Here is a 13,370-nt window from a genome sequence, read left to right on the forward strand (position 1 = left end):
CTTATATCTTAGCCTGAAACGTATATAAATCGTAATAACGACCTTCAGCTTTTAACAACTCATCATGGGTGCCTCGTTCCGCGATTCTACCATTTTCTATGACTAGAATTTGATCCGCTTTTTTGATGGTGCTCAAACGGTGGGCTATGACAATGGTAGTTCTATTATTTGTTAATTCGGATAAACTTTTTTGAATCAACCCTTCACTTTCGGTATCTAAATTCGACGTCGCTTCATCCAAAATAATAATCTTGGGATCTGCTAATATCGCTCTGGCAATGGCAATACGTTGACGTTGTCCTCCAGACAATTTCACACCACGTTCACCAATTAAGGTTTCCAAACCATCATCAAAACGATCCGTAAATTCATTGACATAGGCTGCTTTTACCGCATTTTGTAATTGTACTTCGGACGCATTTGGCCTTGGAAACATGATATTTTCTCGGATGGTGCCTTCAAATAAAAATTCATCTTGAAGCACAACACCTAAATGCTTCCTAAAACTGCTCAATTTAACTTTAGATAAATCCTGACCGTCAACCGTAATGATACCTGAATCAGGATTTAAAAACGTGGCGGACAATCCAGCAATGGTGGATTTGCCAGAACCAGAACTCCCAACCAAGGCGATTACAGAACCTGAAGGCGCTTCAAAATTGATGTTATGTAACACAGGCTTTCCTTCCTCATATGAAAACGAGACATTATTGAATTTGATATCGCCTTTAACAGTTTCCAATTCATTGGTTCTGGCTTCCTGTTCATCTTCGGTTGCCAAATTCATTAATTCTTCGGTACGATCCAAACCAGCTAAGGCTTCAGTCAATTGACTGCCAATGTTACTCATTTGTACAATTGGTGCAATCATAAATCCGAGAATTAGCGTGAAGAACAGAAAATCACCAGTAGTCATACCACCTTCAATCATATAATAACCACCGATTCCCATGATTCCTGTGGTAGCTACTCCGATTAAAAAGGTTGAAGAGCTCGTCATTAATGCCGTTGCTGTTAAACTCTTTTTGACATTTTGATATAAACGCTCTACGCCAAGCTCAAAAGTTTTGTTTTCCTGTTCTTCAGCGTTAAAAGCTTTAATAACACGAACACCAGCTAAAGTTTCGGTTAATCTGCCAGTAACCTCAGCATTTATCTTTCCTCTGGTTCTAAAAATAGGTCTTATATATTTAAATGCTTTTAAAGCTATAATACCAAATAATGATAAGGGCACAAAAACAAATAAGGTCATCCATGCATTCAATTTTATTAAAATTATCAATGACACGATGGCCGTAAACGAACCTCCAACGAGTTGAACCAATCCTGTCCCTATTAAATTCCGAACGCCTTCAACATCACTCATAATCCTAGAAACCAAAGCGCCTGATTTTGTATTATCGAAAAAACTAATCGGTAAGGAGAGGACTTTCTTCTGGACTTGTGCACGTAACTCTGAAATTAAATATTGTGCTTGTACACTTAATATTCGCGTTAATAAAAATGACGTTACAGCTTGAACCAAAATTGCAGCGATGACAATTCCAATCAATGTATAAAGTCCATCAAAATCCTTATTCGGTACTACATCATCTAAAAGTACTTTACTTTGCCATGGCAAAATAAGTCCTGACAAACTGCGAATGACAATAAGTATCAAACCAATAAACACCAAATTACGTCTTGGCCAGATAATGGTCTTAAAAGCCGTTGCCATAGTTACTTTTGGCTTATCGTTTTTTGATCTTTTCGGCTGCTCTTTTAAGTGTTGCATGTTTAATGTTAAGTTTGTACAAAGATACGCTTACAAATCGTTTGAATTGGGAAACGATAAATTGAAGTTAATCCAACAAACGTCTATGGTAATTAATCTGTCCTAAATGATAGGCCAAGTGCATCGATAAGTGAACTAAGAAATATTCGGTTGTCATAGTAGCTTCAAACTCGCGACGCTTATATTCTTTTTGCAAATCTTCATCTGTTAAATTTTTCAAAGTGGTTTCTACGACCACAATGGTGTCTTCAACTTGCTTAATCAATTCAGATTTTGGAACATCTTTAAGTGTAAATTCCAATTCCCGCTGTCTCACATATCCTGTATCACCAAAAACTGAACCCATAAAATGATTCAAATTTCCAATGAGATGAAGACATAAAGTTCCAGCTGAGTTGCTAATTGAACCATTTACTTTCCATAGATTGGATTCATTCTTATAAAGTTTAAGTTCCTCAATTAACTGGTTGAGATCTCTTTTAAATAATTTGATCAATGTGTCTGTTAGCATAGCATGTAATTTATGAATAATATTATCTGATATTAGAATAACATCTATCCAAAAATAGTCAATAATTGACTTACTTTTGCGCCATGAAAAATCAAAAACGGTCACAGTTGGAATTTGTGGTATTAATGGCGGCTTTAATGTCCATTGTAGCCTTGTCCATCGATGCTGTTTTGCCAGCTTTACCAAAAATTGGTGATAATTTAAATAGTATTAATGAAACTGAAAATCAAAAGCTAATTACAACCATATTTTTAGGCTTAGGATTTGGACAACTTGTTTTCGGCCCGTTATCGGATAGTTTTGGACGCAAACCTATGGTTTATTTTGGTTTTGCTGTCTTTGTTCTGGCGTCTATTATTTGTGTTACCACAAAAAACTTTGAGATGATGCTTTTAGGACGCGTATTACAAGGTGTGGGCTTATCGTCTCCAAGGACTATGAGTATTGCTATAGTAAGGGATTCTTACAGTGGAGATCATATGGCAAAGATTTTATCTATCGTTACTATGACTTTTATTTTAGTGCCAGTGATAGCGCCAATGTTGGGTCAGTTTTTATTGCATCATTTTGGGTGGCAATCTATTTTTACGTTCAATTTGGTCTTTGGGGCACTAATCATGTTATGGTTTTGGAGACGACAGCCTGAAACACTTCATGAAGCCTATCAAAAGACATTTCGATTATCTATTTTTAAATCTGGAAGCATTACTTTCTTTAGGATAAAATCTGCTATTATTTATACTTTGCTATCAGGATTAGTGACGGGTTCCTTTATGGTCTATTTAAGCACTTCTCAGCAAATATTTCAAGTGCAGTATGATTTGGGAGATTACTTTCCTTACATATTTGGGAGTTTAGCCATTACCATTGGTTTAGCAACGTTTTTGAATAGTGCAATAGTGATGCGATTCGGGATGTGGAATTTAGTCAACATCGCCTTATTGGCTTTTGTGATGATCTCGCTAATATATGTGATTCTATTTTGGTCAGGTGCAAATCCTCCAATAGAAATACTAGTGCTATTTTTAATACTTCAGTTTACCAGCGTTGCGTTCTTATTTGGGAATTATAGAGCCTTGGCAATGCAACCTTTAGGTCATATTGCAGGCATTGGTTCTGCACTTAACGGTTTCATATCTACTGTAATGGCTGTGCCAATTGCCAACTATATTGGCAGCTTTGTAAAAACTTCGGCCTTACCTCTTTTTATAGGTTTTTTGATCACAGGAGTTATTGGGTTGATTTTGTTTTATAGTGTGAAGAAACCCATCAGAGAAATACGCGCTTAAAAAATCTCTAAACCACCTTTACCTTCTCTAATAACCTCAGGTGGTTCCACAGACAAATCAATAATCGTTGAAGCTTCATTGTCTCCATAACCGCCATCAATGACCATATCGACCAAATTATCCCACTTTTCGAGAATTAATTCTGGATCTGTAGTGTATTCTATCACTTCATCCTCATCCCTTATGGACGTAGAAACTATAGGATTTCCAAGGGCAGCAACTATGGCCAACGCTATGGAATTATCGGGAACCCTTATCCCAACGGTTTTTCGTTTTTTGAATGGGTTCGGTAAGCTTTTTGAACCAGGTAAGATAAATGTATAAGGGCCTGGCAAGGCTCTTTTTAAAATTTTAAACGTCGTGGTATCGATCTGTTTTACGTAATCACTCAAATTACTTAAGTCTTCACAAACGAATGAAAAATTGGACTTTTCAAGTTTCACGCCTTTAATTTGCGCAATACGCTCCAAAGCTTTCATGTTAGTTATATCGCAACCCAATCCATAAACGGTGTCCGTCGGATAAATTACCAATCCGCCATTCTTTAGCACCTTAATTACCTTTTGTATTTCCTTTTGATTCGGATTTTCAGGGTATATTTTAATAAACTCAGCCATAATAAGTATCTTTCAAATACGTTTATACAAAGTAACTATATTTTTCAATATGAAGCCACTAAAAATAGTATTCATCTTTTTGCTTTCAATTTCTACCTTGATGTCTTGTACGTCTGATAATTCTGATGACCCGGAAATTGAAGTCTTAAATCCACTTGAAGTTTACGAAGAACTGAATATTTCTTATGGCAACGAGAACGGCCAAGTGTTCGATCTGTACTTGCCTGCAAACCGTACTTCAGCGACTAAAACGGTCATTTTGGTTCATGGAGGTGGCTGGACTTCTGGAGATAAAGTGGATATGAGTCCCTATGCAGCATACATAAAAGATCAAATGCCTGGATATGCCGTTGTGAATATGAATTATAGATTGGCAGATAATGACAACCCACCTTATCCGATGCAGATCAATGATATCACAAGCGTTGTTAACTATTTAGAAACTAACGAGAATTTCTATACCATTTCTGATGATATCGGTTTTGTTGGTGTGAGTGCTGGTGCCCATTTATCGTTATTGTGGAGCTATGCTTTTGACACAGACAATCAAGTAGATATGGTCTGCAGCGTGGTTGGACCGACTAATTTTACCGATCCAGCTTACTTAAACAACACAGATCCGTTACTGCAAGACATCATAGATGCATTTGGAGTTGATCCCTCTATACCATTTTTAGAAGAAGCGAGTCCTTATCATCGCGTTACCGCTTCTGCGCCACCAACCATTTTGTTTTATGGAGGTCAAGATCCGTTAATCCCTACAAGTCAAGGAACAGCCATGCGAGATAAACTTGAGGAATTGAATGTTACACATGAATTCACCTTATATCCTACGGAAGGTCATGTTTGGTTTGGGCTTAATTTGTTGGATACGACTTTAAAATTGAAAGCTTTTATTGAAACACATTTATAGCGTTTAGTCATAAAATTCAATTTAAAAATGTTAAAAATTTAAAATAGTGTAACAATACTAGTAGATTCATAGTCTATTAAGTATGCATCAGTCAATCAAAATCATCATCGTCTTGTTTATTTCAGCAAAACTCTTTGCTACGGAATATAACCCTCCTATTGTTTTTACCAAAGCAGAATTTGTAAATGCGTCAACCACAAGGATTCCATTTAAAGTTATTGACCAACTTATTGTAGTTGAAGTTGAATTATTGGATAAGGAAGGTAATTTTATTATTGATACCGGTTCTGAGACATTGATACTAAATAGTGTTCATTTTAAGCATTCAAGACGATACAGGAACGATGGAGAGCAACGAAGTGGAGTTCATCGTGAAATTGAAAATGTAAAAGCCAAATACCTTGATGCGTTGAGTTTGGAAGATTTTCGTTTAGAAAACTTAAATGCCGATGTGATTGATTTATCCCATATTGAAAAGATTAAAAAAATTGAAGTTTTAGGAATTATTGGTTACAGCATATTGAAGGAATTTGAAGTCTTTATCGATATGCACCTAAATCAAATTACCTTAACAAAAATAGATAAGAACGGCGAACTTTTATCTCATAAAGTATATGCTGAAACCATTAACGACAGTATTGATTTTCAATTAAAAAGGCACACCATAATTATTGATGCAAAAATCGGCAACAATGACGTGAAATTTGGATTGGACACAGGTGCAGAGTATAATCAATTGAATAAAAATCTAGATTCAGAAATTTTAGACTATTTTTATCCTAGCAAAGAATTAAAGCTAACAGGTGCTAGTGGTAAGCAAATGAAAGTTATGGCAGGGAAATTGTATAGAGTTAAGTTGAACGATTCAATTTACTTTGGCCCAATGAAAACTGTACTAACTAATTTAAGACAAATGAACAGTGCATTTAGCAGCCATCTCGATGGCATATTAGGCTTTGAATTTTTCGCTCAACAACGAACGATTATTAATTACAAAAAACAGAAACTCTATTTTATTAAGTTTCCGATTATAAAGCCTTGAAAATAAAACAACACTTTCTTTTTTTTCTTCTCATCTCATTTCTGTGCGCCTTTAAATCCATGGCTCAAAGCAAAACTTTAAAGGGTTATGATATTAAAGGCGAAGACGTCATTTTTATATTTAATGTCAATGACTATCCTAATATCAAAAATAATGGAGATACAATTGATGATGTTTATGTTTCGGGAGAATTCAATAATTGGGCTTTAGATCAATGGCCAATGACCAAGATGAATGATTCTATTTATCAATTAAAAAAGGATCTGTCATTATTTACATCCGATTTTGGTTGGGAGTTTAAGTTTATAGTCAACGGTAAACACTGGGCAGAACCGACTCCAGACTTTGAAAATAGCGTCGGTGCCAAAGATCCATATGGCTTTCCCTTAATGGTTTATAATCTGAAATTTTATAGTGCCTTTGCTACCGATTATGGTAATGTGAATTTTAAGCTGAAAGGTTTTAAGGATGCCAAAAAAGTTATTTTGAGTGGTACGTTTAATCGATGGGATGAAACTGGTTTTATCATGGAACCTACTGACGACGGTTGGGAAGTAACGCTACAACTAAAACCGGACATTTATGAATACAAATTCATCATTGATGGAAAATGGATGGAAGACCCACAAAATCCGTCAAAAATCGGAAATGAATACAGTAGCTACAATTCTGTTATTGACGTTCAAAAAAATGTGACGTTTCGATTATGTGATTTTGAAAATGCCAATACCGTAATCTTAAGTGGCGATTTTAATGATTGGTCTGAAGAAGACTATAAAATGACCAAAACCGATAATTGCTGGACGTACACTAAAAGATTATCCGGTGGAAAACATCATTACAAATATATTGTAGATGGCCAATGGATTACAGATCCTCATAATTCCGTAAAAGAATATGATGGCGAAGGGAATATCAACTCGGTCTGTATGGTAAAATAATTATGCATTTAAAAATTCAAGCGTCGCAAAAATTGTTTCCTTTCACTACTTTGTATTAAGAACGTCAAGTTTCGCAAAACGCAGCAACAATTTTTTGGTATCACCATTCTGGAATTTTATTTCCGCCTTAGCATCAGCACCTTTGCCTTCTAACTTAATGACTTCACCTCTACCAAAACGTTGATGGTTTACAACATCACCAACAGTTAGTTTAGAATCAAATAAATTCGCAGATGCACTTGACTTCGTTTTTTTCACCGGTTTCATTTTTTTCGGTGCACTAATCTCAAAATTTTCAGGTTTGGATTTCGTCTTTTTCTTGGCCATTTTAGCTGTTTTAGGTTTTGCAAATCTTACACGATTTGGTTCTATATCTCCAAATATGGAGGCGTCTAACATAGGATTAAAACGTTCTTTTAATGGTGTCGTAATATTCACAAACTCATCATCAATTTCTTCAATGAATCTGCTTGGCTCGGCATCAATTAATTTTCCCCATCGATATCGAGACAATGTATAAGTTAAATAGGCTTGTTTTTCGGCTCTCGTCAAAGCGACATAAAATAACCGTCGTTCTTCTTCCAATTCGCTTCGTGTGTTCATACTCATAGCACTTGGAAACAAATCCTCTTCCATACCAACGATAAAAACATGCCCGAATTCCAATCCTTTAGCCAAATGAATGGTCATTAGAGCCACATGGTCTGGATCGCCTTTATCAGCATCTAAATCAGTTGCCAAAGCGACATCCTCTAAAAATTCAGCTAACGAATCGCCAGCATCTGCCAGCTCCATTTGGCCTTCCACAAAGTCCTTTATACCATTGAGTAATTCTTGAACGTTATCGAGCTTGGTCACTCCTTCTGGTGTTCCGTCCTTCCCTAGTTCTCTGATTAAACCACTAGTTTTGGTTACATGTTCGGCCAGATCGAATGCATTTGCGGTTTGGTTCATTACTTTGTAACTTTCTATAAGTGTTACAAAATCACGAAGTTTATTTTTTGTCCCATTATTGATATTGATGGAAATGGAATCAATATCCTTAATAACTTCATAAATTGTTTTTCCTGTAGCATTTGCCGCAACTATCAATCGATCGACCGTTGTTTGGCCAATGCCTCTAGCTGGATAATTAATGACACGTTTTAAGGCTTCTTCATCAGCAGAATTCAAAATTAAACGCAAATAAGCCGTGACGTCTTTAATTTCTTTACGTTGATAAAAGGATAAACCGCCATATATTCGGTATGGAATATCACGTTTTCTCAACGCATCTTCAATAGCTCTAGATTGCGCATTGGTACGATATAGAACGGCAAAATCACTGTTATGAAGTTGGTTGTTCATTTTGGTTTCCCAAATTGTACTAGCTACATAACGACCTTCATCACCATCGGTCATGGCTCTGTGAACAATCACTTTTTCCCCAACATCATTTGCTGTCCAAACTATTTTATCGAGTTTGGTTTTATTGTGTTCAATTACCGAATTTGCAGCACCAACAATGTTTTTTGTAGAACGGTAATTCTGTTCCAAACGGTACATTTTAACATCATCATAGTCCTTTTGGAAATTCAGGATGTTATTGATATTTGCGCCACGGAATGCATAGATACTTTGCGCATCGTCTCCAACCACACAGATATTCTGAAAACGATCTGCCAATGCTCTTACAATGAGGTATTGCGAGTGGTTGGTATCTTGGTACTCATCGACCAAAATATAGCGAAACTTATTTTGATATTGCGCTAACACATTTGGAAAACGGGTTAATAGCTCATTGGTCCTTAGCAATAAATCATCAAAATCCATGGCTCCTGCTTTAAAGCAGCGCTCCACATATTCCTTGTAGATTTCTCCCATTTTCGGTCGCCTTGCCATAGCATCGGCTTCCATGAGTTCTGGGTTTCTAAAATACGCCTTTACAGTGACGAGACTGTTTTTATAAGATGAGATGCGGCTATATACCTGTTTCGTTTTATAAATATCCTTATCAAGCCCCATTTCTTTAATAATGGCACCCATTAATTTCTGTGAATCTTGAGTATCGTAAATTGTAAAATTACTTGGAAAACCTAAATGATGCCCTTCAAAGCGTAAAATTTTGGCAAAAACAGAGTGAAACGTTCCCATCCAAAGGTTTTTAGCTTCACTATCGCCAACAATATCAGCGATTCTCCCCTTCATTTCCTTAGCCGCTTTATTTGTAAAGGTCAAAGCCAAAATATTAAAGGAATCCACACCTTTGCTCATTAAATAAGCAATACGATAAGTCAACACACGGGTTTTACCAGAACCTGCGCCAGCAATGATAATCATTGGGCCATCGACCTGTAATGTAGGTGCTAATTGTGCGTCATTAAGTTGACTGAGATACTTTTCCAAGCTGATTTTTTTTGAAGGAGTAAAATTACGGATTGTCTTATAGTTTTCCGCATTGAAATAGGATAAATTTTAAAACATAAGACTAAAAGACCGCTTCGCTATTAGATATAAGATTGTTTCGCTTAAAGACTTTATAATATTAACAGATTGCCATCGATGTCCAAAGATGGGAATGAGATTCACAGAAAAAGAACCTTTAAGATTACGGCAATTTAAAAATGATTTAAAATTATTTAGTCTCCTTTTTACCATCACCTGTCATTGCTGAAAGCAAGCCTTCCCTCACATTTAACCAAATAAAATTAAACACGGATTTGGTTACATCACGCTCTATATTGTTCTCATGCCCATAGCGGTAAGCATCTTTATCGTTTTCACTATCTTTCGAAACAAACAAATTGGCTATGGTCGATAAAAACTTGTTTTTCTCTTTTCCATCCTTTTGCATTATTGCAATTTCAAAATCCTCATATTTCATTTTTAAATCCACATTTGAATTTCTGGGATTTCCATTAATTGTAAAATAGGTCTGTTCCAACTCGCCATTAAAATCAACATTTAGGTTAGGTTGTGTAAACTGATCCATCTTTGCGGCATTTACATAACCGAGATCTGCTTTAAATATAAACTGATCTGTTGTATCTGAGACTTTAAAATTCCAGTTGACTTCTAAAGGAGAATCTTCCATAAAACTTGTATTCACCTTAATAACTGTTTCCGCTTCGCCATATATGTTTCCTAAATTTTTAATTGTAGCATTCATATTGGTAAAATCAAGTATTCCTGCTTTTTTATCTGATTTTACCTTCTCTAAATATGAAATTTTTCCTTCTGATATTTCTACAGTATTCAATCCTAATTCAAAATTCAAATTTCTTAGCATTGTGCCGTATAAAGGTTTATAAGTTTCATCATCCGCTACTAGTTTATCTCTATAGATTTCGGTTTTAGGTGTAATTAACTGGACTTTATTCAAATTGAAAAAGAATTGATTAGCATCATTAAAACCAAAATCCATATCAGATATTTTGACTTCCTTTACAATAATATTAAAATGATCGCGCTCAGTTTTCAGAATGTTTGAATATTCATCTCTGTCATATTTTGTTTTTAGTTTGAAGTTTTTTAAAGTCGCGTTGTTATTCGTAACAAGAATCGAATCTGCGAACAAGTCATCAAATTCATTGGTTGCCCATTTCAAGTTTATAGCCGTTAATTTAAAATCTTGACAGTTAATTTTCTTTTCTTTGTTTGATGCCTTTGGATTGATCTGAAAGTCTTTTAATTCAAAATTCAATTTCGGGACACTTAAAATTATTGAATCAGTATCATACTCGGCAACTAAAAGGTCTGCATTATTAATGTTGATTTTTTCGATAGCAATAATCTGTTTTATTTTATCTACAAATCCACTTTTGTAATCTTCGTTCTGTACCACAGGATTATGCTTGTATTTTGTTATCAGTCGATCAATACTCAATTCTTCTACTGAAATTTTATCACTAAATAAGAAATCCCAATAACTGATATCATTAATTTTTATGGCGTTAAGTTTCGCATCGATAATAGTTTTACTCGTAGTTTCACCAGTAATAGTAATTGATGGCGTGACAAATTCTAAATTGCCTGTTAAAACATTGGCATCTATTGAAGCATAATCCACTTTTACCGATTCAGGCAATTCCTCAATAGCAGAAGTTATTTTATTTTCTATAATTAGGTTTGCAATAACAATTAATAGTATCACTATCGCTATTACTATAGCAATTATTATCCCGAACTTTTTTTGCTTTTGATTCATAGTTTCATTGATATGTTTTCAAAATCTTTAAAATAAATTAACTTTACAGATTCGTGATTGAATTTACGCATAAGCCTGAGAATTTCTTAACGAATAACATATTAATCTTAACCTAATAAAATAATTTCAATGGATATTGATAACATCATAGAACTCATTTTTAGTATCGCTCCTGCCTTAGTTGTTGGTGCAATTGCCTATTATTTCTTTAAGCAACATATTGAAAATGAAAACAGCCGAAGACGCTTTCTTTTACAGAAAGATTTGCAAAAAGAAACCTTCCCTTTGCGTTTACAAGCTTACGAGCGTATGGCACTTTTTTTAGAGCGCATTGCACCTTCAAAATTACTAACAAGAGTTAATCCAACTTCTTCATATAAGGAAGATTACGAAAGCTTACTCATAGCAACAATTGAGCAAGAATTTGAACATAATTTATCGCAGCAGATTTATGTTAGTGACCAATGTTGGTCGATAACACAAGCGGCAAAAAACGCGACTATTCAGTTGATTAGAAAAGCAACCATAAACGAAAAAACGGATACAGCAAACAAACTTCGAGAGGTGATTTTAACAGAACTTATGGACAAACCTGCGCCTAGTAAAGCTGCGCTTTCTTTTATTAAACAGGAAGTAAGTGAGATGTGGTGAATAATGAAAAACGAAGAATTAAAAATAAATAATGAAGTTGGAAGGTTGGATCTGGAGATGAAAGCCAAGTCATATTAAAAGCCTAAACTCTAAAAATACGGAGGCATCTGCTAAAACTCTACTCTGACTGCTTTACACTTTTTACTGTGGACTGAGAACTGAAGACTGCCAACTGCGGACTTAGCCCCCTTTCAATGTACCATAAAGGACTTCAAAGTTTCCTCATAAATAGCTTCGTACATAGGTACTATCTTTCTGAGATCGAATTTTTTGGACTGTGCTTTGGCATTGACCTTAAACTGATTCAGGGTATCAATATCAGATAGGATTTTTATGGCGTTTTCCGACATATCATTCACAGCACCAACATCGCTTAAAAATCCTGAAAAACCATCTTCATTTACTTCAGATAATCCGCCTGTATTGGTAGAAATAACTGGTACACTACTCGCCATAGCCTCAAGGGCTGCTAAACCAAAACTTTCAGTTTTTGAGGGTAACAAGAATAGATCACTAAAACATAGAATTCGATCTATTTCGTGACTTTTCCCAAAGAAAACCACACGATTGGAAATCCCCAATTCCTCAACAAGTAACTCTGCAGCTTCTTTTTCCGGACCTTCGCCTACCAGCATCAATTTTGCCGGTAATTCTTTTTGGATGTTATAGAAAATCTTGATCACATCCGGAATTCGTTTAACCTCCCTGAAATTACTAATATGTGTTATAATACGCTCCTCATTAGTGGCCATCATTTCACGTTGGCAATCTGTAAAATTATGATCGTATTTTTCTAAATCTATAAAATTAGGTATGACGTGAATATCTCTTTTAATATTGAACAAACGCATGGTATCTTCCTTTAAACTTTCTGAAACCGAAGTTACAGCGTCAGATTTATTAATACTAAAAGTTACTGCAGGTTTGTAAAATGGATGACTTCCCACTAACGTAATATCTGTGCCGTGCAATGTGGTGACAATAGGAATTAAAATCCCTTCATCCATAAGCATCTGTTGTGCCATATATGCCGCATAAGCATGAGGAATGGCGTAATGCACATGCAATAATTCAATCCCATGCAATTTTACCATATCTACTAATTTACTCGATAAAGCCAACTCATAAGGCTGATACAAAAATAATGGGTATTCTGGCACATGGACTTCATGAAAATGAACATTATTACTCAACAACTCTAATCGTACAGGTTGACTGTAGGTTATAAAATGAATCTCATGACCACGTTTTGAAAGCTCTAAGCCCAATTCCGTAGCTACTACTCCACTTCCTCCAAATGTTGGGTAACAAACTATTCCTATTTTCATGTTTTGTATTAAGTTATAAGTGCCTAAAGTTTTGAGTACTTAAGGTTATGTGTTTGGTTATGGTTGTTTTCAATCCAGACTTCTTGCACATTTATTATGTCAGTCTTTTTCTAGTTCT

General features: G+C 35.2%; 11 protein-coding genes. 5 read left to right on the plus strand and 6 right to left on the minus strand.

All coding sequences use genetic code 11. From position 1 onward, the window contains the following. Window position 1: 1 nt before the first annotated feature. Together HM990_RS10100 and HM990_RS10105 are read right to left on the minus strand one after the other, a co-directional pair. Window positions 2–1,774 (minus strand): ABC transporter ATP-binding protein, encoded by a 1,773-nt coding sequence (locus HM990_RS10100; protein ID WP_178988820.1) that lies wholly within the window; start codon window positions 1,772–1,774, stop codon window positions 2–4. Window positions 1,775–1,841: 67 nt separating this feature from the next. Continuing rightward, window positions 1,842–2,285, minus strand: coding sequence for a DinB family protein (locus HM990_RS10105; RefSeq protein ID WP_178988821.1), 444 nt, complete (start codon window positions 2,283–2,285; stop codon window positions 1,842–1,844). Window positions 2,286–2,368: 83 nt separating this feature from the next. Here HM990_RS10105 and HM990_RS10110 point away from each other — a divergent pair, with 83 nt between their 5' ends. Continuing rightward, window positions 2,369–3,574: a multidrug effflux MFS transporter gene (locus HM990_RS10110; protein WP_178988822.1), complete on the plus strand. Its 1,206-nt coding sequence runs from the start codon at window positions 2,369–2,371 to the stop codon at window positions 3,572–3,574. On the opposite strand, the gene HM990_RS10115 is transcribed toward HM990_RS10110, so the two are convergent. Beyond that, complete coding sequence (locus tag HM990_RS10115; RefSeq protein ID WP_178988823.1) at window positions 3,571–4,191, minus strand: L-threonylcarbamoyladenylate synthase; 621 nt, start codon at window positions 4,189–4,191, stop codon at window positions 3,571–3,573. The genes HM990_RS10110 and HM990_RS10115 overlap by 4 nt on opposite strands. Before the next feature lie 49 nt (window positions 4,192–4,240). Between HM990_RS10115 and HM990_RS10120 the strand changes: the two genes are divergently transcribed. From HM990_RS10120 to HM990_RS10130, 3 genes are all read left to right on the plus strand, one after another. Beyond that, window positions 4,241–5,104 carry an alpha/beta hydrolase gene (locus HM990_RS10120; RefSeq protein WP_178988824.1) on the plus strand — a complete coding sequence of 288 codons (864 nt, stop codon included), beginning with the start codon at window positions 4,241–4,243 and terminating at the stop codon, window positions 5,102–5,104. Window positions 5,105–5,186: 82 nt separating this feature from the next. After that, entirely contained in the window at window positions 5,187–6,146 is a 960-nt protein-coding gene (locus tag HM990_RS10125) for an aspartyl protease family protein (RefSeq protein ID WP_178988825.1), read from the plus strand. 59 nt (window positions 6,147–6,205) lie between these two features. Next, window positions 6,206–7,087, plus strand: coding sequence for a hypothetical protein (locus HM990_RS10130; protein ID WP_178988826.1), 882 nt, complete (start codon window positions 6,206–6,208; stop codon window positions 7,085–7,087). Between the two features lie 45 nt (window positions 7,088–7,132). Here HM990_RS10130 and HM990_RS10135 read toward each other — a convergent pair whose 3' ends face one another. Further along, window positions 7,133–9,472: an ATP-dependent helicase gene (locus HM990_RS10135; protein WP_178988827.1), complete on the minus strand. Its 2,340-nt coding sequence runs from the start codon at window positions 9,470–9,472 to the stop codon at window positions 7,133–7,135. Between the two features lie 229 nt (window positions 9,473–9,701). Then, window positions 9,702–11,273, minus strand: coding sequence for a hypothetical protein (locus HM990_RS10140; protein WP_178988828.1), 1,572 nt, complete (start codon window positions 11,271–11,273; stop codon window positions 9,702–9,704). A gap of 129 nt (window positions 11,274–11,402) precedes the next feature. Between HM990_RS10140 and HM990_RS10145 the strand changes: the two genes are divergently transcribed. Next, window positions 11,403–11,924 (plus strand): DUF7935 family protein, encoded by a 522-nt coding sequence (locus tag HM990_RS10145; protein ID WP_178988829.1) that lies wholly within the window; start codon window positions 11,403–11,405, stop codon window positions 11,922–11,924. Window positions 11,925–12,115: 191 nt separating this feature from the next. Here the strand turns inward: HM990_RS10145 and bshA are convergent, their stop codons facing one another. Next, window positions 12,116–13,252, minus strand: coding sequence for an N-acetyl-alpha-D-glucosaminyl L-malate synthase BshA (gene bshA / locus HM990_RS10150; RefSeq protein ID WP_178988830.1), 1,137 nt, complete (start codon window positions 13,250–13,252; stop codon window positions 12,116–12,118). Between the last annotated feature and the right edge of the window lie 118 nt (window positions 13,253–13,370).

The organism is Winogradskyella schleiferi, from assembly GCF_013394655.1.
GTDB lineage: Bacteria > Bacteroidota > Bacteroidia > Flavobacteriales > Flavobacteriaceae > Winogradskyella > Winogradskyella schleiferi.

Excerpts from the sequence above, each read along its gene's own strand:
- HM990_RS10140 (WP_178988828.1), bottom strand. The coding sequence starts at position 11,273 with ATGAATCAAAAGCAAAAAAAGTTCGGGATAATAATTGCTATAGTAATA.
- bshA (WP_178988830.1), bottom strand. The coding sequence starts at position 13,252 with ATGAAAATAGGAATAGTTTGTTACCCAACATTTGGAGGAAGTGGAGTA.
- HM990_RS10120 (WP_178988824.1), top strand. The coding sequence starts at position 4,241 with ATGAAGCCACTAAAAATAGTATTCATCTTTTTGCTTTCAATTTCTACC.
- HM990_RS10115 (WP_178988823.1), bottom strand. The coding sequence starts at position 4,191 with ATGGCTGAGTTTATTAAAATATACCCTGAAAATCCGAATCAAAAGGAA.
- HM990_RS10105 (WP_178988821.1), bottom strand. The coding sequence starts at position 2,285 with ATGCTAACAGACACATTGATCAAATTATTTAAAAGAGATCTCAACCAG.
- HM990_RS10125 (WP_178988825.1), top strand. The coding sequence starts at position 5,187 with ATGCATCAGTCAATCAAAATCATCATCGTCTTGTTTATTTCAGCAAAA.
- HM990_RS10100 (WP_178988820.1), bottom strand. The coding sequence starts at position 1,774 with ATGCAACACTTAAAAGAGCAGCCGAAAAGATCAAAAAACGATAAGCCA.
- HM990_RS10145 (WP_178988829.1), top strand. The coding sequence starts at position 11,403 with ATGGATATTGATAACATCATAGAACTCATTTTTAGTATCGCTCCTGCC.
- HM990_RS10130 (WP_178988826.1), top strand. The coding sequence starts at position 6,206 with ATGGCTCAAAGCAAAACTTTAAAGGGTTATGATATTAAAGGCGAAGAC.
- HM990_RS10110 (WP_178988822.1), top strand. The coding sequence starts at position 2,369 with ATGAAAAATCAAAAACGGTCACAGTTGGAATTTGTGGTATTAATGGCG.